The organism is Bradyrhizobium sp. CCGB12 (assembly GCF_024199845.1).
Lineage (GTDB): Bacteria > Pseudomonadota > Alphaproteobacteria > Rhizobiales > Xanthobacteraceae > Bradyrhizobium.
The window spans coordinates 1,764,562-1,787,228 of the sequence record NZ_JANADO010000001.1 but is presented as its reverse complement, the minus strand read 5'-3'; the positions used below and the strand labels follow the sequence as shown (position 1 = coordinate 1,787,228).

At 65.2% G+C, this 22,667-nt stretch carries 26 protein-coding genes and 1 tRNA gene; 11 read left to right on the top strand and 16 right to left on the bottom strand.

Annotation, left to right across the window (positions count from 1 at the left end):
- Positions 1–193 precede the first annotated feature (193 nt).
- Both NLM27_RS08430 and NLM27_RS08425 read right to left on the bottom strand, forming a co-directional pair.
- Positions 194–667: a hypothetical protein gene (locus NLM27_RS08430; protein ID WP_254142901.1), complete on the bottom strand. Its 474-nt coding sequence runs from the start codon at positions 665–667 to the stop codon at positions 194–196.
- A 41-nt stretch (positions 668–708) separates the two neighbouring features.
- Entirely contained in the window at positions 709–1,197 is a 489-nt protein-coding gene (locus NLM27_RS08425) for a hypothetical protein (RefSeq protein WP_254142900.1), read from the bottom strand.
- Between the two features lie 284 nt (positions 1,198–1,481).
- On the opposite strand from NLM27_RS08425, the gene NLM27_RS08420 reads away from it, so the two are divergent.
- Together NLM27_RS08420 and NLM27_RS08415 are read left to right on the top strand one after the other, a co-directional pair.
- The gene (locus NLM27_RS08420) at positions 1,482–1,973 is read left to right on the top strand and encodes a hypothetical protein (RefSeq protein ID WP_254142899.1); all 492 of its coding nucleotides are present in this window, start codon (positions 1,482–1,484) and stop codon (positions 1,971–1,973) included.
- A gap of 165 nt (positions 1,974–2,138) precedes the next feature.
- Positions 2,139–2,213, top strand: a tRNA-Thr gene (locus NLM27_RS08415).
- An 18-nt stretch (positions 2,214–2,231) separates the two neighbouring features.
- Here the strand turns inward: NLM27_RS08415 and NLM27_RS08410 are convergent.
- The 3 genes from NLM27_RS08410 to NLM27_RS08400 form a co-directional block, all read right to left on the bottom strand.
- Positions 2,232–2,651 (bottom strand): GFA family protein, encoded by a 420-nt coding sequence (locus NLM27_RS08410; protein WP_254142898.1) that lies wholly within the window; start codon positions 2,649–2,651, stop codon positions 2,232–2,234.
- A gap of 12 nt (positions 2,652–2,663) precedes the next feature.
- Positions 2,664–4,499 carry a PQQ-binding-like beta-propeller repeat protein gene (locus NLM27_RS08405; RefSeq protein ID WP_254142897.1) on the bottom strand — a complete coding sequence of 612 codons (1,836 nt, stop codon included), beginning with the start codon at positions 4,497–4,499 and terminating at the stop codon, positions 2,664–2,666.
- 86 nt (positions 4,500–4,585) lie between these two features.
- Entirely contained in the window at positions 4,586–5,299 is a 714-nt protein-coding gene (locus NLM27_RS08400) for a class I SAM-dependent methyltransferase (RefSeq protein ID WP_254142896.1), read from the bottom strand.
- A gap of 88 nt (positions 5,300–5,387) precedes the next feature.
- Between NLM27_RS08400 and NLM27_RS08395 the strand changes: the two genes are divergently transcribed.
- Positions 5,388–6,149, top strand: coding sequence for a dienelactone hydrolase family protein (locus NLM27_RS08395; RefSeq protein ID WP_254142895.1), 762 nt, complete (start codon positions 5,388–5,390; stop codon positions 6,147–6,149).
- 209 nt (positions 6,150–6,358) lie between these two features.
- Here NLM27_RS08395 and NLM27_RS08390 read toward each other — a convergent pair whose 3' ends face one another.
- The gene (locus tag NLM27_RS08390; protein ID WP_254142894.1) at positions 6,359–8,056 is read right to left on the bottom strand and encodes a methyl-accepting chemotaxis protein; all 1,698 of its coding nucleotides are present in this window, start codon (positions 8,054–8,056) and stop codon (positions 6,359–6,361) included.
- A 220-nt stretch (positions 8,057–8,276) separates the two neighbouring features.
- Here NLM27_RS08390 and NLM27_RS08385 point away from each other — a divergent pair, with 220 nt between their 5' ends.
- Positions 8,277–8,495 carry a hypothetical protein gene (locus NLM27_RS08385; RefSeq protein ID WP_254142893.1) on the top strand — a complete coding sequence of 73 codons (219 nt, stop codon included), beginning with the start codon at positions 8,277–8,279 and terminating at the stop codon, positions 8,493–8,495.
- 3 nt (positions 8,496–8,498) lie between these two features.
- Here the strand turns inward: NLM27_RS08385 and NLM27_RS08380 are convergent, their stop codons facing one another.
- On the bottom strand, positions 8,499–8,663 hold the full coding sequence (locus tag NLM27_RS08380) for a hypothetical protein (protein ID WP_254142892.1): 165 nt from the start codon (positions 8,661–8,663) through the stop codon (positions 8,499–8,501).
- Between the two features lie 102 nt (positions 8,664–8,765).
- Between NLM27_RS08380 and NLM27_RS08375 the strand changes: the two genes are divergently transcribed.
- Together NLM27_RS08375 and NLM27_RS08370 are read left to right on the top strand one after the other, a co-directional pair.
- Complete coding sequence (locus NLM27_RS08375; protein WP_254142891.1) at positions 8,766–9,149, top strand: hypothetical protein; 384 nt, start codon at positions 8,766–8,768, stop codon at positions 9,147–9,149.
- Between the two features lie 304 nt (positions 9,150–9,453).
- On the top strand, positions 9,454–9,708 hold the full coding sequence (locus tag NLM27_RS08370; protein WP_254142890.1) for a hypothetical protein: 255 nt from the start codon (positions 9,454–9,456) through the stop codon (positions 9,706–9,708).
- A 58-nt stretch (positions 9,709–9,766) separates the two neighbouring features.
- On the opposite strand, the gene NLM27_RS08365 is transcribed toward NLM27_RS08370, so the two are convergent.
- The 4 genes from NLM27_RS08365 to NLM27_RS08350 form a co-directional block, all read right to left on the bottom strand.
- On the bottom strand, positions 9,767–10,009 hold the full coding sequence (locus NLM27_RS08365) for a DUF6719 family protein (RefSeq protein ID WP_254142889.1): 243 nt from the start codon (positions 10,007–10,009) through the stop codon (positions 9,767–9,769).
- 244 nt (positions 10,010–10,253) lie between these two features.
- Positions 10,254–10,961 carry an outer membrane protein gene (locus tag NLM27_RS08360; protein WP_254142888.1) on the bottom strand — a complete coding sequence of 236 codons (708 nt, stop codon included), beginning with the start codon at positions 10,959–10,961 and terminating at the stop codon, positions 10,254–10,256.
- 287 nt (positions 10,962–11,248) lie between these two features.
- A complete protein-coding gene (locus tag NLM27_RS08355; RefSeq protein WP_254148780.1) occupies positions 11,249–11,644 on the bottom strand; it encodes a hypothetical protein in 396 nt (131 codons plus the stop codon).
- A 230-nt stretch (positions 11,645–11,874) separates the two neighbouring features.
- Positions 11,875–12,255 carry a His-rich protein BRANT gene (locus NLM27_RS08350; RefSeq protein WP_254142887.1) on the bottom strand — a complete coding sequence of 127 codons (381 nt, stop codon included), beginning with the start codon at positions 12,253–12,255 and terminating at the stop codon, positions 11,875–11,877.
- Between the two features lie 249 nt (positions 12,256–12,504).
- Here NLM27_RS08350 and NLM27_RS08345 point away from each other — a divergent pair, with 249 nt between their 5' ends.
- Positions 12,505–13,047: a lipopolysaccharide assembly protein LapB gene (locus NLM27_RS08345; protein WP_254142886.1), complete on the top strand. Its 543-nt coding sequence runs from the start codon at positions 12,505–12,507 to the stop codon at positions 13,045–13,047.
- Between the two features lie 110 nt (positions 13,048–13,157).
- A complete protein-coding gene (locus NLM27_RS08340) occupies positions 13,158–14,531 on the top strand; it encodes a serine hydrolase (protein ID WP_254142885.1) in 1,374 nt (457 codons plus the stop codon).
- A gap of 51 nt (positions 14,532–14,582) precedes the next feature.
- Here NLM27_RS08340 and NLM27_RS08335 read toward each other — a convergent pair whose 3' ends face one another.
- Positions 14,583–16,151, bottom strand: a complete 1,569-nt coding sequence (locus NLM27_RS08335; RefSeq protein WP_254142884.1) for a S10 family peptidase — start codon at positions 16,149–16,151, stop codon at positions 14,583–14,585.
- A gap of 250 nt (positions 16,152–16,401) precedes the next feature.
- On the opposite strand from NLM27_RS08335, the gene NLM27_RS08330 reads away from it, so the two are divergent.
- The 3 genes from NLM27_RS08330 to NLM27_RS08320 all read left to right on the top strand — a co-directional run bounded on the left by NLM27_RS08330 (position 16,402) and on the right by NLM27_RS08320 (position 18,428).
- Positions 16,402–17,181 carry an NAD kinase gene (locus NLM27_RS08330; protein ID WP_254142883.1) on the top strand — a complete coding sequence of 260 codons (780 nt, stop codon included), beginning with the start codon at positions 16,402–16,404 and terminating at the stop codon, positions 17,179–17,181.
- A gap of 95 nt (positions 17,182–17,276) precedes the next feature.
- Complete coding sequence (locus tag NLM27_RS08325) at positions 17,277–17,822, top strand: response regulator (RefSeq protein WP_008549760.1); 546 nt, start codon at positions 17,277–17,279, stop codon at positions 17,820–17,822.
- Positions 17,823–17,849: 27 nt separating this feature from the next.
- Positions 17,850–18,428 carry an Hpt domain-containing protein gene (locus tag NLM27_RS08320; protein WP_254142882.1) on the top strand — a complete coding sequence of 193 codons (579 nt, stop codon included), beginning with the start codon at positions 17,850–17,852 and terminating at the stop codon, positions 18,426–18,428.
- 224 nt (positions 18,429–18,652) lie between these two features.
- On the opposite strand, the gene NLM27_RS08315 is transcribed toward NLM27_RS08320, so the two are convergent.
- The 4 genes from NLM27_RS08315 to folE all read right to left on the bottom strand — a co-directional run bounded on the left by NLM27_RS08315 (position 18,653) and on the right by folE (position 22,462).
- The gene (locus tag NLM27_RS08315; protein ID WP_254142881.1) at positions 18,653–19,828 is read right to left on the bottom strand and encodes a DUF2336 domain-containing protein; all 1,176 of its coding nucleotides are present in this window, start codon (positions 19,826–19,828) and stop codon (positions 18,653–18,655) included.
- A gap of 208 nt (positions 19,829–20,036) precedes the next feature.
- Positions 20,037–21,098 (bottom strand): transglycosylase SLT domain-containing protein, encoded by a 1,062-nt coding sequence (locus tag NLM27_RS08310; RefSeq protein WP_254148779.1) that lies wholly within the window; start codon positions 21,096–21,098, stop codon positions 20,037–20,039.
- Between the two features lie 202 nt (positions 21,099–21,300).
- A complete protein-coding gene (gene hisI, locus NLM27_RS08305; RefSeq protein ID WP_254142880.1) occupies positions 21,301–21,723 on the bottom strand; it encodes a phosphoribosyl-AMP cyclohydrolase in 423 nt (140 codons plus the stop codon).
- Between the two features lie 46 nt (positions 21,724–21,769).
- Positions 21,770–22,462 carry a GTP cyclohydrolase I FolE gene (folE, locus tag NLM27_RS08300; protein ID WP_254142879.1) on the bottom strand — a complete coding sequence of 231 codons (693 nt, stop codon included), beginning with the start codon at positions 22,460–22,462 and terminating at the stop codon, positions 21,770–21,772.
- Positions 22,463–22,667 lie beyond the last annotated feature (205 nt).

The following is a 22,667-nucleotide window of genomic DNA, read 5'->3' as shown; positions in this document are numbered from 1 at the left end:
GCGAATGCCTCCGCGTCGTCATGGCCGGGCTTGTCCCGGCCATCCACGCCTCGCTGCGCCGTTCAAAGAACGTGGATGCCCGGGACAAGCCCGGGCATGACGGCATCACGTGGGTCCGTGAACGCGATCCAAAAAGCAAAACGCCCGTCCGCATCACGCGAACGGGCGTCTCGTTGGTTCAACCGATCAGAGATCAGTAATAGCGGCGCAGCACGCGATGGCCGCCGTAGTACGGCGCGTGGCGATGCGCGTAGCCGTAACGCGGACCATAGCCATAGTGCACGCGCGGCAGATAGCCGTAGCGCGGGCCGTAGCCGTAGCGATACGGACGGTAGTACGGGCGGGGAGCCACGGCCGCACGATAGCCATAGCCATAGCCGTAATTGGCGGGCGCGACGACCGCGTCTTCACGGTAGGTCGGATACGGCGCGAAGGCGCCCGGGCCGGTGTAGGTCGGACCCTGGTTGACGTAATAGTACTGCGTGGCCGGATCGGCGAGGCGCTCATAGGCGCCATAACCATAGCCGTAGCCGCCGCAGCCGGTGTTGCAGCCCGAATAGACCGGCGCGACCGGCGCGCAGGTGGTGAAGCCGCAGGCCGCGGCGGGCGCGGTGGCCGCGAACATCACGGCAGCCGCCGCGACCAGTCCCGAAATCATTTGACGCATTACTCTCTCCTGTTGATTTCCGTTTTTTGGAATTACGTTTCTCAACCCGGCGGCTTGCCGGGTATCTCTGTGTGCGGCCGCGGCCGCGGCCGCGGCGGCCTCGGGCGGTCGTTGATTTCAGGCGCGTAGATCACCGGCGGCGGATCGACGGGCACGTCTATCTGCGGCGGCAATGGCGCGGACGACGCGCCCCAGCTCTGGTGGTAGCCCTCGGCGGGTTTTGGCAATTTGCGGTTCGCGGGCGGCTCGACCTCGAGCCGGCCGTAGCCGGGCCGCAGGCCAAGTGTCGGGTAATAATGGCCGACGTCGTCGGGCTGCCGCTCGGCGATATAGCGCCCGCCATAGATCGTGGGCTGCACCTGCTGGTTCTTGCCAAGGCCCCAGACGCCCTCGACCACCGCATAGGACGCGTCGATGTTATTGATGATGATCGGCACGCCGGGACGGCCGGGAACGACGATCTCGAAGCCGCCGGCAAACGCCGTCGCGGGCAGTCCGATCAAGAAGGCGGCGAGCGCCACGGCGCGCATGAGGAGACCCCGGTTATCCGGCGACAACCTATCCGATCGCGACCCAGAGAGGGTTAAGGCCTGCTCACCAATTTCCGGTAAGCCTAATGTGCTGGGATTTCGCGCCGCTCAAATGCTCCAGAGCGAGCTAGCGAAGCGTTAACGGCGTCGCGCTCACCGAGCGGAACTATGCCCGTAAGCTCACATCCGTGTGACCGTTCCACTGTGAAAATCGAGCGGTTTCACCGGAACGTCCGGCGCGCTCGACATTTAGCCCCCGTCAATCACAACGGGAGCCAACAACCATGAATATCAAACTCCTCGGCGCCGTCGCGATCGCGACCACCACGCTCGCGGCCCCCGCGATGGCACAGACCGTGGTCAATAATCCCGCCCGCTGCTCGGCCCAATTCCCCAATGCCAGCTGCCAGAACCTCGGACCGGCAAACACGTATACCGACAGGGATTATCGCCATCGTCGCATGTCGTACCGCCAGACCAACAATGGCGACTGGAATAACGACTGGAACAGGAGCCGCACCGGCTTCTGGCCGACTGATGTAGCCGCCGGCGTGGCTGGCGCTGCGATCGGCACCGCGGGCGCGATCGCAACCGCTCCGTTCCGCGCCTGGGACAATTCCTACGCCTACGACAATGGCTGGAATAATTCTTGGGACAATCGCGGTTGGGACAACCGCAGCTGGGACACCCGCACCTACGCCGAGCGTAATGGTTTCGTCTGTACGCCCGGCACCTGGTTCAAGGGCGCAGACGGCCGCCGGCACATCTGCCAGTAAGCGGCCTATCTCGAACGTGACACGTCAGGCGGCCCCAGGGCCGCCTGATTCATGTCTTGCGATGACGCTCGCGGTTCTGGCACTTTCCCATCAAGTCTGATATTGCGGCCCGCACGGGTGGACAGCGTCGGCATGTGCCGGCCCCTGCCTGCTCCTCCAGGCGTCGCCGGCTTAGCTCAGCGGTAGAGCAGCGGTTTTGTAAACCGAAGGTCGGGGGTTCAATCCCCTCAGCCGGCACCAGCGCTCGATGCACCTTCCTCAGCTTGAAATCTTCGGCACGGTGCCTCGTTGCAGATGCTCGATGCCGACGCCTGTGATCTCGAGCCACACATGTTTCGATTGCTCGAACACTGATTTGCTCGGCGCCGGAAATTTCGGGTCCGCGATCGCGCCGACAGCAACGCCAATCATTCCGGGGAACTTGTCGGGCTTCCAAAAAACCGTCGAGCCGCAATCCGAGCAAAAATAGCTGCGGACCTTGCCGCCGCTCTCGCCCGAGCGAACATATTCCTTCGGCGCTCCTGAGATCTTGACGACCTCGACCGGATAGAAGGCACCGACGCCGAACGGCGCGCCGGTTCGGCGCTGGCACTCGATACAGTGACAGGCGGCCACGAGGCTGGATGGTCCCGGAAGCGACAGCGCGACAGCGCCGCAACTGCATCTGGCGTCGATCATGGACCCTCGTTCTCACTCCTTCCCCACTTCGAACGCCAGCAGCACGTTGCCGGCAACGCCGCTCCATTGGCCGTAGCCGGAATTGGTGTAGAGCATGCCGCCGGCGATGACGGGTCCGGGGCCGTCGATCGCGCCGCCATGGGCCGGGACGCCGTTCACGGCCTTGAAATCCTGCACGGTGTCGAACTCCCACAACAGCTTGCCATCGGCGGTATCGTAGGCACGCAGGAAGCCGCTGACGCCGCCGGAGAATACGACACCCGGGATCAGGCTCACCGCCGCCGACAGCGCGGGGCTGCACTGCGGGCGATCGCCGCAGGCGACCGGCGGCACCTCCATCGCGATCTTTCCGCTCGCGAGGTCGAGGCCGAACAGGCCGCCCCCTTGCGCGGGTTCGAGTTGCCGCGTGCCGTCGCGGGTAAAGCGCACGTCGGAGTTCGCGACATAGATGCGATCCTGATCCGCAGCCGAGCCCCATTCGCTGCCACCGAGCGGACCGCCCTTGCCGATCCGCGTCTGCCACAGGATCTTGCCGCCGTCATCGGGATCGAGCGCGTGCACGACGCCAGATTTCTGCGCGATGACGAGCACGCGCCTGCCGTCGCGCAAGGTCACGAGGATCGGCGACTGGCCGAAATCGTGATCGGGTCCGTGATCGTCAGGACAATTGGTCCTGTCTACGCCGAAGCACGCGACGACGAATGCATCCTTCGGCGTCGCCTGCTGCTTCCAGAGCAGTTTTCCCGTCGCAAGATCGAAGGCGAGGATCGCGTCACTCATTTCCGACGGCGGATCCGAATAGGAATTGCTGGTCGCGACATAGATCGCGCCGCGCTTCACGTCGATGGTCGGCGCCGACCAGATCGCGGCACCGGACGGACCGAAGAGCTGCGTACCCCGCGCATTCTTGGCGGTCGGCTGGGGCACCTGGGGAATCGTATAGGCCTGCCAGACCGGCTTGCCGGTCGCAGCCTCCAGCGCCACTACGCTGCCGCGGAAGGTGCAGCATTCGTAGGAGGGTTGCGAGCCGGCAACCTCCTCGATCGAGGAGACCGGCACGTAGAGCACGCCGGAATGCATCACCGGCGCGCCTGTGATGCGCGCGGCCGCGTGCTCCTCGACCTTCGTCTTCCAGATCAGCGCGCCGGTCAGCGCGTTCACGGCATAAGCATTGGCGCGCAGGTCGCCGAAGAAGATCGCGAACTGATCGGTGCCGGCAAGCGGCGCAAAGCTGATCGCGGCGCGCACCGCCGCATCGGTTGCGAAGGTCCACAGCGTGCAGCCGCTTCGCGCGTCGAGCGCATGCACCTTGCGGTCGGTGCCGCCGATGAACAGCAGGCCGCCCACGATGGTCGGCGGCGCAAAGGACACCGAGGCGCCGGGAAATGCATAGGCCCATTTCAGCCTCAGGCGCGGCACCTCTCCTGCGGTCAGCCCCGCCATGTCTGCCGGCTGGAAGCGGCTGTTGCCGGCGTCGACGCCCCATCCGTTCCAGTGCGGCCCGTCGAGCGGCTCCGGAAAGCCGCTGACCGGCTGCGTGCAACGGCCCTGCGTGTCGGCCGTGCTGCCACCGATTGCGGTCTTGCCGGTGACGAAGGCCGCAATCGCGCGGCGTTCTTCGTCGCTGCGGTCCCTAGCCATCGTCGCCATGCTGCCAGAGGTCAGCGTCCCCAGCACCTGATCGAACGACATCGCTTGCATGGCGCTACGGCCCGGCACACGGCTCTGGGCATCGCCATCGTGACATTGCGCGCAATGCGTGGCGTAGAGCGCGGCGCCGTCTTGCTGTGCTGCCGCCGGAGCGCAGCACGAGATCAACAGGGCGGCCAGGACAGCACTCGCTCGCATGACGTGCTCCAGCATGATCGCGTTACACAACCCAAAGTGTAGCGGCGGAGCGATCACCGAAGCAATGGACGTTCCGTCCGCGCCTATCACACATCCGTGGCAATGCGGACACGATCGGGCAACTGGTCAAGCCGCCAGAGCCCGAGGCTCTTGTCGCGCCAGCCGCCGCCGCCCTCCCCGCAACGCTCGTTGATCAGCGCGCGCGGCGCCGGCCAGTCGAACGGCGCCTTCTCCATGTTCAGCGCCCGCCAATCGCCGTCCTCGCAATCCCGGTTGCCGTCCCATTCGGGGAAGGTGGTAACCAGCAGGAAGCGCGCACCGCTGTCGCGGAAGCCGGCGACGGCGCGGGCGATATTGTCGAAGCTCAAATGAACCAGGCAGTCCCGGCAGAGAATGACATCCGCGCGCGGCAGCGTATCGCGCGTGACGTCGGCAACGAGAAACCGGCCGGACAATTCGCCGCGCGCCACACGCTGGTTGTTGGTCTCGATCAGCGACGGCACGATGTCGATGCCGGTGTAATTGAGATCGAGCTTGATGCGGCCGATCCACCCGGCATCGCCGCAGGGCGCATCCAGCAGCGAGCGCGCGCCGAGCCGTTGCAGCAGTGGCGGAAGCGCCTCCCGGATCGAGGCCGTCGCCGGGTCCTCCGAGCCGAGGCCGGAGACCGAGCTCGTGGCGCCCCACAGGTTCGTCCGCTCGATCCGCTCGAACCGCGCGGCGAGATCGAGGCCCTCAAAATGCTCGCGATCGGCGAGGAAACGCTCGTGAGCGAGCACCGGTGGACGTTGGGTGATCATGGGGCTGGGCGCGAGTCAAAATTCCGTCGCAACCTTATCATACAGCCTCGGGCGCCATCTCCGAAATCTCCCTTTCGTGAGCACAGCAATGATCACCCGACGAACGGTGCTGACCGCCATTTCCGCGCTGCTAACGCCCCTCACGGCGCACGCCGCGCCGAGCGAGGAGTTCAGCGTCACCTCCGGTCGCGACAACCTGGCGGTATCGCGCCACGCGGCGGCAACGGCCGGGAAACGCCCCGCCGTGATCGCGCTGCACGGATCGCGCGGCATCGAGCTCAGGGCGCGCGCCTACGAGCGGTATGTTGAGGCGCTGACCGCCAAGGGCATCGACGCCTATCTTCTCCGCTACATGACACCGGCCGATACGGCGGCGCTGACGTCAAAGTCGAGCACGCATGAGAGCCGCGATGCCTATTACGCCGCGCGTTTCGACGGTTGGGCCGATACGGTCTCCGCCACCGTGACGGCCATCCAGGGTCGACCCGAGAGTTCGGGACATCTCGGCCTGCTGGGCTTCTCGCTGGGCGGCTACATCGCCGCCGACGCCGCCGCACGCGACATGCGCATCACCGCGCTCGCCGTGCTCTATGGCGGCATGCCCGACGCAATGGTCGGCAAGGTCAAGCACCTGCCGCCGCTCATCGAGCTGCATGGCGAGGAGGACCGGAACGTGCCGATCGCCAAAGGACGAGAGCTCGTCCAACTCGGCAAGGCCGCCGGCGCCGAAGCCGAGTTCGTGCCCTATCCAGGCAAGGCCCACGGCTTTGATTTCTCCGATACCGACCCGGCGACGCCAGATGCGATCGAGCGCGTCACACGGTTTTTCCAGCGAAAGCTCGCCGCCTGACCGAACGGCGCAGCAGGAACGAGCACACGGATTGGACCGGCGTTCGACATGAGATAGCATGCAGCCGACATGCGTCCCACCACAGCCAGAGAGAAGGCCAAAATCGCCGCCGGCGCGGCGACGGCCGTCGTCATGACGGCCGTGCTGTTCGTGCTCGCGCTCGGTTTGCTACTGGCGCGATAGGAGACGCGGCGGACGAGCGCCGGCGCTTACGCGGCGCGCACCGTCCGCAGGAATTTTCCGACTTCGTCCTTCAGCCGGTTGCTGTCACTCGCCAGCATCTTCGCAGTCGAGAGCACCTGCGAGGAGGCCGAGCCGGTCTCGGCGGCGCCACGCTGCACGTCGGTGATGTTGGAGGAGACCTGCTGGGTGCCGTGGGCGGCCTGCTGCACGTTGCGCGAGATCTCCTGTGTCGCGGCGCCCTGCTCCTCGACGGCCGCGGCGATCGTCGAGGACACCTCCGACAGCCGCTCGATCGTCGCGGAGATGTCGCGGATCGCGTCGACGGATTCCTGGGTCGCAGTCTGGATGCCGGAAATCTGCTGGCTGATCTCGCCGGTCGCCTTCGCGGTCTGCTCGGCCAGCGTCTTGACCTCGGAGGCAACGACCGCGAAGCCGCGGCCCGCTTCACCGGCACGGGCCGCCTCGATCGTGGCATTCAACGCCAGGAGGTTGGTCTGGCCGGCAATGGTGTTGATCAGCTCGACGACATCGCCGATGCGCGTGGCCGCGACCGAGAGCTCGCTGACCCGCTCCGTCGTGGTGCGGGCCTGGGCGACGGCTTCGCCCGCCATCCGCGCCGATTCCTGCACCTGCCGGCTGATCTCGTTGACCGAGGAGGACAGCTCTTCCGTGGCCGTCGCAACCGACTGCACGTTGCCGGTCGCTTCGCCCGACGCGACCGCAACGACCGAGGTCAGCTGCTGCGCGCGCTGCGCGGTGGTGGCCAGCGTCGAGGACGACGCCTCGAGCTCGGTGGAGGCGGATCCGACGGTGTCGATGATCTCGCCGACCGCGCGTTCGAATCCATCGGCCAGGTTGACCATGTCACGGCGACGCTGCTCGGCAGCCTGCTTCTCGGCTTCGATCTGCGCGGCCTTCAGGCGTTCCATTTCCAGGGCGTTGGTCTTGAACACTTCGACGGTCCCGGCCATCTCGCCGATCTCGTCGCGCCGATCCTTCTCGGGCACCTCGGTCTTGAGATCGTTGCGGGCGAGCCCTTCCATGGCGAGCTTGAGACGAGCAATGGGCCGAGACATCGCATTGAGGCCGATGAACAGTGCTATCGCGATGCCCAGGATCAAGCCGCCGGCACTGACGCCGATCACGGTCCAGGTCGCGGATTGGGCGTCGCGGTTGATGGCCGCCTTGCGCTTGGCAACCGCCTGGGCGCTCTCGGTCACGAACTGGGCGATGCGCGCCAGCGCCGCATCCATCACCGGATCGCACTCCTTGTGCGCGCGTTCCGCGGCCCTGGCATTATCCTCCGTGCTGCTGGCCTGCGCGCCGGCCCGGAGCACCGGGTCGCAGCTGGCGAACACAGCCTTCAATTGCTCCCCGATGCTCTTGATCTGGCTCGCGCGCGACGGATCGTCCTGCTCCGCGACATCAAGGAATTGATGGATTTCGTCGCGGTTCTGGTTCGCGATCTTGAGACGATTGGCGTTACCCGCCTCGGTCGCCTCGGTGAAGACCGCGTAGAGCGCGGCATGATAGGTCTCGGCGCGGCGCTGAGCCCGCGTCAGGTTGAGCGCCGAGGATTGGGCGGCGGAGAGTTCGGCAAATCCGTCGACCGTCGCGGAGAGTTCGCGCGCCCCGAAGCCGGCGACGGCGAGCATCGCGCAGCCCATGACGGCCACGATCAACGCAACCTTCCAAACGATTTTCAGATTGTTCAAAAAGCTCATCCCCAGCCTTCCCAATGATTTCTGTCGAGGCGTAATCCCAGCACCGTGCATTGGAACCGGCGGACGTTAAGATTTGATGCCACTTGACCGGGGTAGTCTTACGGAAAAATAACCTTAAGGTGCCTCGCCGTAAGCTTCGTGTAAGCTTCGGCCGACTTCGGCGGCGATCCGGACTTTCCCAGATGCGGAACCGAGCCCCGGCATCCGCCGTTGTCGATCCATGCGGATCAAGGAAGAAAACCGAAACATGCTTTTGCTGGCGACGGTGGCGCTATGCTGTGGCGTCGTGGCCGGCACATTGATGCTGTTCGAGCCGGTGCTTGGGCAGGCCCCGCAAAAGCCGGTCGCCGCGCGGGCGATGATCGACGACACGGCCCGGACACCAGTTCGGGTTGTGGGCGCGCCGTTCGAGCCCAACGTCAATCCGCGCGAGCGGTAGCAATCATCTCGGCGATGCCTCCGTGCCCTGCTCGGGCCGGCCACGGGCACGCGCCAACTCCTCGACGAACGCGATCACCTCCGCCCGCTTGTCGGGCGGCAACGACAGGAACGCTCGGACGAGCCTCAGGCCCTCCGCCTCGTCCACCCGTTCGTCTTGGGCAACCATGCGCCCAATGTCGGATGATCGGGAAAAATATGCAATGACTTTGCGAACAACCTTGATTCAGCCCAGCCGCTTTGCTGGAATGGGGCGCGGCTGAGGTGGATCATGAGTTGGATCAGAGAACGCGACGCGCTGATCGCGCAGACAGTGGCCTTCGTCCAATCGGTGACCGGCAGGAAGGATGACGCCCTTCAAGACGGCGGGCCTTCGGATTCACCGGCGGCAACCGTCGAGATCGTCGCCGTCGAGGCGCTCGAGGTCGAGCCGCCCCAGCCTCTTCTGCCGCCCCAGCCTCCTCCACAGCCTCAGCCTGTCCAGCTCACGCGGGCAAGCGGCGATTTCCGCAGCGAGATGCAGAGCCGGATCGCCAACTTTCGCAGGCATCAGGAGCGGTTCGAGCGCGAGCGCGAGGAGTATTGCGCGGCCACCCTGAGCAAATTGCGTGCTGCCATCCACGACGGCTCCCCCCGTCCACCGGCCAAAAAGTAGGGCCGGCGCGCCAACAGGGCTTACAGCCAGGACCACACCAGCCAAAGATTGGCCGCGCAGGCGCCAAACAGCGCCAGCGTCAGGGGCAGAAGCATGTGCCCGCAAGAGGTTTTCAGGTCGCTCGTCATGGCCGAAAACATCCGCTGATTCCGGCCGGAGAGTCCCAGGGATTCTTTTTTTTGGGATTCAGGACTCGTTTACGACTCAGGGCCCCCGCGCCCCGATCACGGCGCGGTGATCGGGGCGCAGGCTGGGAACCCCTCACCAGCAAAGCCGTTAACGGGCTTTCCTGGAGCGGGATGGAATGCCCTACGCCCTGTTCTGCAATGACGCCCAGATCAGCAAGGCCTATCCTGATGAATCCGACGTCTGGAAAATGGCACAGCGAAGCGGCCTCGTCGTGGACATCTCCGGGGACGATGAGCGGCCGGGACCGCGCCGGGTACTCGACAACGACTACGAGATCAGGCCTTGCCGGGCAGCCCAAGGCGAGGACCCCGTCAAGAACAAGGCGGAGGCCGAGTGGGCGTCGAGGATGGAGCTTGAGCTGAATTCCTGAGGCCCGGCCGCGGGAAGCCACGAAGCCAAGTCTCGAAGCCAACTCTCGAAGCCAAGTCTCAGGGGATCGCGGTCGCGAGCGACGCCTGTTCGCCCGGCAGGGTCACACAGGCTTTCCGGCGATGCAGCCCGCGGATCGCGCCGGTGACCTTCATCACCTTGCCTGACGGACATGAGGCGTCCTTGACGAAGGCTACCTCATAGGGGGACAGCACCAGAGGCTCGGATTTGAGGATTGTCTGTGCAGAGCACGGCAGGCAGGTGAAGCACGAGAACACCACTGCCGACACCAAGATACGCATGTCCGTCGTCCCACCAGCCCGTAATTCTCATATAACGCGTTCCAGAGCGCGAGTTCCGTAAATTGCAAAAATTATTTTTGCTTTACCTCGGCCCCATGACGCGCGTGAGAAGGCGCGCCAGCTCTGTTTGCAAGCAAATGATGCGCCAGATGGTTCACGCAAAGCAAACAAAAGGCTCGCAAGACGGGCAAAAGAAAGGCCGGCGAGGGCCGGCCTTTGCCAGATCCTGGGCGTTGGCGGCAGGTCAGTAGCGCGAGGCCGCCGGACCGCCCCAGCCGAACCGGTAGTTCACACCGACCTTGACGGTATGCTCGTCCTCCCGGCCGCGAACGCCGACGATGTCGGCCGGACCGGAGGTGAAGGTGGTGCTGCCAAAGTTGTAATACTGGTACTCGGCCTTGGCCGACCAGCTCGGCGCGAACATGTATTCGAGGCCGGCGCCGACAGTATAGCCGTCCTTGCTGTTGCCGGTGGTGGTGAAGGTCTGCGGCACCCCGGCGATGTTCACGCCAAGGCCGTTATTGCGCCAGGCATAACCGCCCTTGGCGTAGAGCAGCGTCGGTCCCCAGGTGTAGCCGATGCGACCGGTCACCGACCCGAGCTGGTCGGTGTTGGACGTCACCTGCGTGCCCAGCGGGAACGTGACGCCGTTGTTGTTGGTCGGCAGCCAGGAATACTGGGCCTCGATACCCACCACCCAGTTGGGCGCGAACTGATAGTCGAAGCCGCCCTGCACGCCGCCGAGGAAGCGGGCGTCGCTCGACTGGAAGCTGCTGTCGCCGGCAAACGCGCCGCCGACATGGCCGCCGATGTAGAAACCGGTCCAGTTGTAAATCACCTGCGGCGGCGTATAGGCCGGCGCCTTGGTGTAGGGGCGCGGCTGCATGTCGGCTGCAGCCGCGGGCGCGGCCAGCGCCAACAGAGCAACTGCACCGAGCAAGATAGACTTCATGATCATCCCCGTTCTTTCAAATTCGACCCTCAGCAAACAACGTGGCGTGAATTTGGTTGCTTCGCGGCGATGCCGGAACGTTGATCGTTACTTACTGTGACAGGGTGGCAACAACGCGATTTTGTTCCGTCCCGTCGCCTTGCATCGGCTGCTCTCGTCGCCCGCACAGGGCCTGCCGTAGCAATTTGTCGCGAAACGAAACCACCCCGTTCAAAGCTCGCCAAAATGTGATCCAGCGGCTCCGGCGCCGTCCGTCTTAGCACGCGGCGATGAAGGCGGGATTTGCGCTACCGCGTCATCTTTTCAAGTTCCGGAAAGGGTGCGTAAACCGCACCGGCGCAGAGCTCGCTCGTCCGGTCGACGACGCGGTCGCCCCGCCCGTTGACGAAGATCGCGGCGCGCTCGCGCATGCCCTTGTAGCTGCCATCGGTCTCGCGCGGGGTAAAGTGCAGACAGCTCACGTAGAACTGCCGCCCACCTACCTCGCGCAGCACCGGATCGGCCATGCCGGCGTCGCGCACGCCGACCGGATTGTTCAGATAGCTGCGCATCAAGGCCAGCGTGTCGCTGCGGAAATTGTCGGGAAACGGCTGCGGCCCGCCGGCCTGGGTCCCGCCAAACACAGTGGGACGATCACCGTCACTGCCGAAACATGCCGCAAGCGCCAACGGCAACGCCAGGATCACCGCACATCTCGTCAATCGCCCCACAGGCCCCGCTCTCCGCTCGATCAGATCAGGAGATGTTCTAGCCCCAAGCCTGCACGAAGGGAATTCGCCAGCAGCGGCGCAACAGCGCACCGGCCCGCCACCGCGCCTCGGGCTTCCGCACGAGGCAGGGCGAACGGACCGGGCCTGAATTCCGCGCGCGGCGGCGGGGCAATGCCAGGGATGCCGCCGCGCGGGATCAGTCGTCAGTTGCGCTTGTCTGACGTCGCCGGCTTGGTCACGTCCGGCTGCGCCTTCTGCGACTCCTTGGCCGAGACCTGCTTGTTGTGATGGCGATGCTTGCGCACCGTCTTGTGCGCGTCGGGCGTGACGGCGGCGTTGGCGTTCATCGCGCTCGACTTGCTATACACCTTGGCACCGGCCTTGACGTCGGCAGCCTTGACGTCAGCACCCTTGGCGTCGGCCTTGACGCCGGCATCCGGTTCGACGGCAGTGTTCGCCGCCTTGGTCTGGCTCTGGTCGGCCTTGATCACCGGCGCGGTGGTGGTCTTGCCGGGTTCAGTGGCGAAGGCCGGGGCTGCGATCACGGAAGCTGCGAGCAAGGCTGCGGAAATGGTCTTCAACATGGTGGTCTCCTCTTGGAAGGATCTCGAGGCGGCGCCCTCTCGCCCCTCTTCGATCGTGGGTGGGAGCCTAGGGACTGCGCACTGAACCCGGTCTGAAGGCCGTTGCAGGCTTCCGTTCATCTCGATGACAAGTTTGTCATCTGCGGCAGGACGAATAGATCGTGCGAAGCGGGAATGTTTTTGCCCCATGGGTGTTCCGGTCTTCGGGCAATCGTGTAGGATCGCCACGTTCCATACGGGAGAACATAAATGCGAAGACTCTCAATGCTTCTTGTGCCGGGGCTGGTCTCGATGGCACTGGCGGCCGGGCCGATGCTGACCAGCGCATATGCCGCTGGCAGCGATGAACCTTCGTCGCCGCCGAAGTCGGACACCTCGACCAAGAAGGGCAAGAAGAAGAGCTCATCCGTCAGCGATCCCAAATTCCTGGCGGCCTATCGCACCGCCTACACCACGATCTACGACCGGCACGACTACACGGACGCGATCGAGCAGCTGAAATCGCTCAAGCGTGACGACGTCGCCGATGTCGCCAATTTGATCGGCTATTCCTATCGCAAGCTCGGCGATTATCAGTCGTCGAAGACCTATTACGAGCTGGCGCTCAAGGACGATCCGAACCACGTCCGCACCTGGCAATATTACGGTCTCTGGCAGCTCGAGCAGGGCAACCGCGAACAGGCGCAGTATCATCTCAACAAGATCGCCTCGCTCGCCGGCACCGACAGCTCCGAATATCGCTCGCTTGCCGCCGCGCTCGACAAGCCGACCGGCGCGACACTCGTCTACTAGAGACATCGCATCTTCGAACGAGTGGACGGGCACAACCTCAGGGTTGTGCCCGTTCCGCTTTCTCGGCTAGCTTTGCGCACCAAATCTTCCCCTCGCAAACCGGTAGCGCAATGGACAATTGGCTGCGATCCGCGATCGACTACATCGGGTCCTGGATCGAATTTCAACAGACGACGGCCCAGCAGCCGGGCGTCATCATCGCCTTCGCCCATCGCGGCGAGGTCGTCGCCGAGCATGCGTTCGGCCTTGCCGATCTCGACACGGGCGAGAAGCTCACCCCGCGCCATCGCTTCCGCATCGCCTCGCATTCGAAGAGCTTCACCTCCGCCGGCATCATGAAGCTGCGCGAGCAGCGCAAGCTCCGGCTCGACGACACGATCGGCCAATATGTCGGCGGCCTGCATCCGCGCGTCGCCGAGACGACGATCGCGCAGGTGCTCTCGCACACCGCAGGACTGACGCGCGATGGCGCCGATTCCGGCCAGTTCATCGACAGCCGCCCCTATCTCGACGCCAGCGAGCTGCTTGCGGACTTGAAGCTGCCGACCGCGATCGAGCCCGGCACGCGCTTCAAATATTCCAATCACGGTTTTGGCCTGATCGGCCTCGTGATCGAGGCGGTGACGAAGGAGCCCTACCCCGTCTGGATCAAGCGCGAGATCATCGAGCCGGTCGGCTTGCGCGAAACCGAGCCGAACGCGCCGCTTGCCAAGGGCACTCCGTTTGCGCGCGGTCATACGCGAAAGCTGCCGTTCGGCGAGCGATGCGTGATCCCCGGCGACAATCCCGCGCACGCATTGGCCTCCGCCGCGGGCTTCGTCGCGACCGCCGGCGACACCGCGCGCTTCTTCGCGCAGCTCGCGCCTAATGCGAAAAGGAGCGTGCTCTCGGTCGCGAGCCGCCGCGAGATGACGCGACACCATTGGCGCGTCCCGCAGAGCTTCGAGGGCCATTACGGCCTCGGCGTCAATGCCGGCAAGACCGACGGCTGGGATTGGTTCGGCCATGGCGGCGGATTCCAGGGCTACATTTCCCGAACCTGCTCCATCCCTGATTGCGAACTCGCGATCAGCATCCTCAGCAACTCCATCGACGGCGCGGCGCCGTTCTGGATGGACGGCGCGATGCAGATCCTGCGCGTGTTCAAGACCCGCGGCGCACCGGACCGGCGCGTGCGCGAATGGATCGGCCGCTGGTGGACGATCTGGGGTGCGACCGATTTCGTGCCCGCGGGCAACCGCGTCCTCGTCGCCAATCCGCAGTTCAACAACCCATTCATGGATGCCGCCGAGATCGAGGTCACCGGCCGCGACGCCGGCAAGCTCGCCTGGGCTGCCGGCTACTCCAGCCACGGCGAGCCCGTCCGCCGCATCCGCGACAAGCGCGGCAAGGTCAGCAACATCTGGATCGCGGGTGCCAACGTGAAGCCCGAGCGCGTCGTGGCACGCGAGATCGCACGGCGGTACAAGCCGCGCAAGCCTTAGCTCAAGCATGATCTTGTCGGAAAACCGCTACGCACTTTTCCGGATCATGCCCTACTCCCTGACCAGCGCCTCGACTTCACTCCGCAACGCCTGCCGTGAGCCATCGCGCGAATAGAACATGTGGCCGCCGGGATAGACGACGAATTTCACGCGCTGAGTCGCGAACGCCGGCAGCTGGTCGAGCGCCCGCTTCGTTCCGAAATAGGGCGTGGCGAGATCGAACAGGCCGTGCGCCACCAGCACGTTCAGCTTCGCATCGGTGGCGAGGATCTGGCGCAGCTCCGACACCGATTGCGGCGGGTTGATGCCCCGGCCGAAATCCCAACGGCCTTCGACGGCGCCGTTCAGGACTTCATAGGAGCCGTCCGGCCGCCAGTTCAGCTTGCGCGTCAGCACGTCGACGGCAGCACTCGTCAGCGGCGCCTGGAGCGCATCGCCCGAGGGATCGCCGAAACGCGAGCTGCTGGAATCCGGATATGGATCGAAGCCGCGCACGGAGGCATCGTAACGTCCCGTCACCTTGCCGTTCTTGCGGTCGAGTTCGCGGCGGAATTCACTGATGTCGAAGCGGCCGGCGAGCCTACGGCTCACCGCCTGGTCGATGCCGGTGAGTTCGGCGACCTTGTCGGCGAGACGATTCGTAGCTTCCTTGTCCGCCTCGCCCTTAACGAGGTCAGCCAGGAATTCACCGCGCGCGTAAGCCTCGACGTCGGCGAGATCGGCGCGCTTGACCGGGCCCTTGGCCTCGCGCGCCACCGCGGCATAGCTCGGCAGCGTCGCGACATATTGCAGGAGGCTCGTGCCGGTGAACTCGCGGAAGTCGAGCAGCGGCGACACCAGGATCAGTCCCCTGACGCCGACGCCGTGCTGAAGCTGCAACTGGCGCACGACCTTCGGCCCGCGAATACCGCCATAGCTTTCACCCGCGACGTATTTGGGCGAGACCAGCCGGTCGTGCTTCTCGAGCCAGCGGCGGATCACGAGCGCGATCGAGTTGACGTCGCCGTCGACGGAATAGAACGACTTGCGCGCATCCTCGCCGCTGGTAACGAAGCGGCTGTAGCCCGTGCTGACGGGATCGATGAAGACGAGATCGGTGAAGTCGAGCCAGGTCTCCACGTTCGGCTTCACCTCGGGCGAAGCCGACGGCGACAGGGCTTCGCCATCAAGCGGCAGCCGCCACGGCCCCGCGGCGCCGAACTGGAGCCACGCCGAAGACGCGCCCGGCCCGCCATTGAACAGGAACGTCACGGGGCGCGTCGCGCGGTCGGCACCATCGAGCGCGTAGGACGTGTAGGCGATGTCGGCCAACGGCTCGCCCTTGCCGTCGAACACGCGGATCGAGCCGGCGGTCGCGACGAAGTTGATGATACGGCCGGGCAGATCGAGCGTCTGCTTCGTGGTCGAGTCCGCAGGCAGGCGATGTGCTTCAGTGTTCGATGGCGAGGTCTGCGGTGTGTTTTGCGCGCCACTACCGCGTCCGGCTTTCTGTCCCGTCGGCCCCGTCGTATCGGACCGCGGCTGCGGCGGATCATCCGCGCGCGCAAATCCTGCGAGCGCGAAAGTCGACACCGCCAGCACCAGGATCACGCGGCGGAGTGCCGGCACATTCATGATCATGATCGTCCTCCCTGCCCGGCTGCGAGAGCCGGTGAGGCCGAAAGCCTAGCGCGAAATTGCGACTGTTTGGGGAATCATCGGACCGGCGCCCCCCCGAAGCGGCCGATCGGGCGCGAAACGCCCCGATTTGTCCTCGACCCGGCCGTCACCCGTTTGCCTTGAAGTGCGGTCGTCCTCGACAATCGAGGCCCAGGTCGTATAGACGAGCCCGGCGGAACTTACTCGAGCCAGCGGGCCTGCCCGACAAGCCATGACCAAGCCATCGCGATACGACCGGATCGCCTTCGTTGCCAGCCCGAGCAGCGAGGCCCAGACAGCCTTCAATCAACTCACCGGGCAGTATGGCAATTGCGATCCTGACGAGGCCGACGTCGTGGTCGCGCTCGGCGGCGACGGCTTGATGCTCCAGACACTGCATCACCACATGCGTACGGGAAAGCCGATCTACGGCATGCATCGCGGCACGGTCGGCTTCCTGATGAACGAGTACTCGGCGCACGATCTCCGCGCGCGGCTCGAAACGGCGCATGAATCCGAGATCAATCCGCTCCTGATGCGCGCGACCGACGTCAACGACCGTGTCCACCTGCACCACGCCATCAACGAGGTCTACCTGTTCCGCCAGACCTCCCAGGCTGCGCGCCTGCGGATCCTGATCGACGAGCGCGAGCGCATGCCCGAGCTGATTGCCGACGGCATCATCGTGGCGACGCCGGCAGGCTCGACCGCGTATAATCTGTCGGCGCAGGGGCCGATCCTGCCGATCAACGCGGCGCTCCTGGCACTGACGCCGATCAGCGCCTTCCGGCCGCGGCGCTGGCGCGGCGCCCTGTTGCCCAATACCGCCTATGTCGTGATCGAGGTGCTGGAAGACGACAAGCGCCCCGTCGCGGCGGTCGCCGACCACGAGGAGGTGCGCAGGGTCCGGCGTGTCGAGGTGCTCTCGGACAAGAGCATCTCGATGCGGATGCTGTTCGACCCCGGCCACAGCCTGGAAGAGCGGATTCTGCGCGAGCAATTCGGCTACTGAGCCCCGGGCAGGCCCTCCCGGGAGGCGCTCGCAACCCTTCGTTAACCCTCGCCACGATATGGTTAACGAAGGTTGACCGCTTTGGCCCGGGCGTCATGTTCCGTATCGACTTCAACAAGCTGCGCTTCCTCGTCTGCGACGACAATCCGCACATGCGCCGCATTCTGCGGACGCTGCTGCATTCGTTCGGCGCGCGCGAGGTCTACGAGGCCGAGGACGGCGCCACGGCGCTGGAAATGTACAGCCATTACGTCCCCGATATCGTCATCACCGACTGGGCGATGCCGATCTTCGACGGGCTCGAGCTCGCGCAGATGATCCGGCAGCCGGAATCCAAGGGCAACCCCTACGCGCCGATCATCATGCTGACCGGCCATTCCGAGAAGCGCCGCGTGACGGTCGCGCGCGATGCCGGCGTCACCGAATTCCTGGCCAAGCCGATTTCGGCCAAGGGCCTCTATCAGCGCATCCTCAACGTGGTCGCCAATCCCCGCCCCTTCATCAAGACCAAGACCTATTTCGGCCCGGACCGGCGCCGCAACACCAACTCCGCCTATATGGGCCCGGAACGCCGCGTCGGCGAAAAGCACGAGGTGCTCCAGCAGCCCTCGCTGCTCGACAAGGCCCGCTCCTCCATCTAGCGCAACGTCTCACACGAGGCAGGCATCATGGCGAAGAACAGCGCAAAGGACATCGAGGTCACGGCCTTCGCCACGCATCAAATCATCACGCAGCCCAACCCGCTGCGCAAAGTTCTGCGCCGCGTCGAGGAAAAGGACATGGACGATCCGGTCGCCCGCGCCGAGCAGGCGCTGGCAGGCCTGTCCGGCGAGTTCAAGGACTGGATGACGATCGAGGTCCAGAGACTGTCCGCAGCCTGGACTGCCGTGCAGCAGGATGGATTCACCAAGAAGCTGCGTGACGAGCTGTTCCACGCCGCACACGACATCAAGGGGGATGCGGCGACCTTCGGCTTTGCTTCGGCAGCGGGGATCGCCGAGAGCCTGTGCCGTGTCATCGAGCATGCCCCAGACCTTTCGAAGGTCCCGGCCGAGCTGTTCACGCACCACATCAACGCGATCCTCGCCATCGTGCACGAGAACACCAGGCTCGACAGCATCAGCGTTTCCGCCGAGCTCAGCCGGCGCCTGCGCAAGATCGCCGACGAATATCTCGCCCACGTCAACCGCGACCGCCCCGAGCATCTCGAGGTGATCCTGGCGCCGAGCATCGCGCCCGCGGAGTAAGGGCTCTCTCCTCTCGTCATTGCGAGCGCAGCGAAGCAATCCAGAGTCTTTCCGCGGAGGGATTCTGGATTGCTTCGCTGCGCTCGCAATGACGGAGCTTGGGGCTTCGACACGAATGGAATCGTAGGGTGGGCAAAGCGAAGCGTGCCCGCCATTCAGCTCGGATTACACAGACAAATGGTGGGCACGGCGCTGTGCGCCTTTGCCCACCCTACGGCACCTGACTATGCCGCGATCAGATCATCATAAACCGGATCGATCGCGTCGTCCGCGACGAGCTCGTCGCAGAACAGCCGCGCCTCTTCGCGCGCGGACTCGGTGGCGAAGCGGCGGAGCAGGACCATCAGCGGCTCGGTGGCGCCGCGGTCCGTCTGGCAATGGGTGAGCACGCGCTCGACCATGCGCCGGCGCAGCCGCGCCGCACCGTCGTCGCTGTCGACAAAGCCCTGCTCGTGGCAGGCTTCGAGCGCGACCTGGAATGCCGCGAACGTCGCCTCGGGCAATCCGGCGCGGCGGAGCAGCGCGTGCAGGCTATTGCCGCCGCGGTCGTGCAGCAGCGCCGAGACGCGCGCCAGCGGCAGATCGGCGAGTTCAGCGAGGGCCGCGTCGAACAGGTCGAGATTGTTCGACAGCAGCGCGCGCAGGATCAGACCCGCCGTGAGCTGGCCGGTGATGCGCAGGTGCCGCACCAGGCCCTGCATATCCTCGCCACGCGAGCGCGCCGCGATGTTCATGGTGGAGCGGTCGCGCGCCTCCGTCGTCATGCGCTCGGCGCGGTCGGCGCTCAGCCAGTTGCGGGCGACGACGAACTGGGCCAGCGTCTCCGACAGCTTGGCCACCAGAGCCGCACGCGTCGCGGCCGGCAATTCGTCCAACATCAGCATCGCCTCGCGGATCGCGGCGAGATGGCCGTGGCGCTCGACAATACGGTCCCAGGAGAACGGCGCGAGCTCGGCATGGGGATTTTCGATCAGCTCCAGCGCTGCGGCCGCACAGCCGACCTCGGCGATGGCAGCGCCGACCGACACGGGCAGCGCGATACGGCGGGCGACCGCGCATTGCACCTCGTCATTGCCGGTCGCGACGATGTCGACGAGATCGGCATCGATCAGCAGCGGGGAATGTTCGAGCACGGGCAGCGCGACGGTCACCTGGTCCGCCGACAGCACCCGCACGATTGCGGCCGGCGCCTCGGTGCTGCGCGCAAACGCCTCGGCCATCGCTTGCCGCACCAGCGGAGAGGGATCGTCGAGCAACATCAAAAGCGCGCCTTCGGCGGCGACGCGGTCGTCATGAGAAAGGTCCGAGATCAGCCAGGCCCGGGCCAACGCCCGTGTCGCTTCAGCCCGCTCGCCGGCGGGGGCCGTCCTGATCCAATTGATGAACTGCCGAACAATCATGCTGCTTCCGGCTTACACAACAAACGAGATTGGTGACGGCTCGTCACCTGCAATACAAAATAAACCACGACGCTTAACAAAGCGTTCACCATAACTGGCTGGTTTTATTGACGTTTTGTTAAGGGAACAAAGCCGCTCCGTGCGCATGCTCCGGACGCGGCGCATCACTTGCGCATAGCGCGGCAGATCCGGGAGACGAGAGCGCGTATCAGCTCGAGAACGTGCCGCTGCGATCGCTGAAGAGATCGAGCGGCTGCGGCGGCCGCACATCCGGCGTCGCCGAAGCGACTGACGTCAGCGAGGCGTTGTTGCCCCACAATTTCTGCACGGTGGTCGAGACCGGCTGCGTGGCGTCGCCGGGCTGATAGATCGAACGAAACACCGGTGTGCTCGGCGCATTGTCCGCGAGCGTCGTTGGCGACGTCGCACCGACGGGCGTTACGGCGCGTGTATTCGGGAAGGTCTGGAGATAGGCGGCGTTGTCGATCACCGGCACGGTGGGCTGCACGCCGTTGGCGCTCACGACCTGCGTGGTCGAGGGCGTATCTCCATACATCGCCATCGCGCTGCGCGTCGATTTCGCGTTGGCCGCGCTGGCGTAGCGCGCGTCCAGTACCGAGTAGACTTCGGAGACGCTGCGGGCGCGGCCGTCCTTGGCGTAGAAGATCGAACGGTTGGCCGCGGCCGCGTTGGGAAACAGCCGCGCACCGACGGCCTGCGGATTGTCCTCGGCATTGGCGATCAGTTTCGCAGCGCCGCCGACGCCCATGAAATGGGCCATGTAGAGTTCGCTGTCGCTCGGCCTGCGCCCGAGCAGGCCGGTGAGCTTGAAGCTGTTCGACTGCGTCAGCGCCGCCGCCATGCTCGATGCCGCCTCCGGATCATCGCGCAGCTTCATGATCGACCGCTTCTGCACGGGATCATCGACGGTGTAGGTGCCCGACGCGGTCTTCGTGATGGCGTCGGCGTAGCTGCCATAGCCGAGCTGGGCACCTGCCTCCTTCACCGTGCCGAGCCAGGTCTGGTCGATGAACTGGTAGAGCCCTTGCGCGGACGAGGTGGTGGCACCGGCCGTCGGATTGAAATCCGATTCCATCTTGGCAGTGGTCAGCATGTACTGGAAGCTGACGCCGGAAAGGTTCGAGGCCTGCTTGATCGCACCGGCGACGCGCGCCCGCGACGGATCGAGACCGGCCGTCTGCGTCGCACTGAAATTGTCGACCGACATGATGAAGTGCTCGCCCCGCGCGGCGTTGAGCGGCGCCGGCAATTCGGCGCCCTGTCGTCTCACCGTGGGACAGGTATGGTTAATGTGCGGTTAATTGGGTGCTCCAGCCCCACCCCGAGTCATTCCGGGGCGCACCGCAGGTGCGAGCTATCCATTCCACCGCGCGTGATGCCGCGCGATGGATTCTCAGGTGCGCAATTGCGCACCGTAGCTCGCGCTACGCGCGCCCCGGAATGACAGCTTGCTACTTCTTGTAAACAGCGTCCGGATCGAACAGCAGCTCCGCATCGACAAAGACGAGCTTGGCGCCTCCGCCTTCCCCCTCGACCTTGCGATAGAAGCAGGACCTCCGCCCGGTGTGGCAGGCCGCGCCGATCTGCTCGACGCGGATCCAGATGGCGTCCTGGTCGCAATCGGTACGCATCTCGATCACGCGCTGGGTCTGACCCGAGGTCTCACCTTTTCGCCACAAGCCATTGCGCGAGCGGCTGAAGTACCACGCCTCGCCGGTCGCAACCGTCTTGCGCAGCGCTTCCTCGTTCATGTGGGCGACCATGAGCACGTCGCCGGTGGCGACGTCCGTCGCCACGCAGGTCACGAGCCCACCCGCATCGAACCGGGGCTGGAACGAGAGACCTTCCTCGATCTCATGGGAGTGAGCGGACACAAGACCCTCGCCAGAGCATGACCCGGAAAAGTGCGCAGCGGCAAGGTCAGCGCTGCAGGCCCCGCACCAGGGACAGGAAACGGGCCTGCTCCGCCGGATTGTCGCGGAACATGCCGGTGAAGCGGCTGGTGAAGGTGGAGGCGCCATGCTTGGCGACGCCGCGCACCGACATGCAGGTATGCTCGGCCTCGATCAGCACCGCAACGCCGCGGGGCTTGAGGACCTCGTCGATGGCGGCCGCGATCTGCGCCGTCAGGTGCTCCTGGGTCTGGAGCCGGCGGGCAAAGATATCGGTCAGGCGCGCGAGCTTGGACAGGCCGACGACGCGTTCCACCGGCGTATAGGCGATGTGCGCCTTGCCGTAGAACGGCATCATGTGATGCTCGCATTGCGAGGTGAACTCGATGTCGCGCACCAGGACGAAATCATCATAGCCCGCCGTCTCGCCGAAGGTGCGATCCAGAACCTCGGCCGGGCATTGGTGATAGCCCTGATAGAGCTCGTCGAAAGCCTCGACCACGCGGCGCGGCGTATCGAGCAAGCCTTCGCGCTCAGTGTTCTCGCCGATATAGGCGAGCAGCGTCCTCACCGCCGCTTCCGCCTCGGCACGCGCCGGGCGCGGCTGGTCGGCGCGGACGGCGGCCGCGAGGAATTCGGCAGGATCAAGCTCTGCGGGGCGGCTCTCCGGCTGCCGGTCTGAAGGCTTGTTGGGGCGGATGGATTTGATTGCAGCGTCCATATCGACTCCGTTCGACGGCCTCAACGGCCGGAGTGTCACCGGCAGACGGGGCGGCAAGCCGCCGGACGCCTGAAGAGAACAACTGAACCTGGTGGAAGAGATCCTCACCACCAACGCGGGCCACAGGGTCTGGGCCACCCCGCTGGACTGTTTTTCCGCAGGTTCCGCCCTTATATAGGACCATGGACGGCGCCCGCCAAGGCCG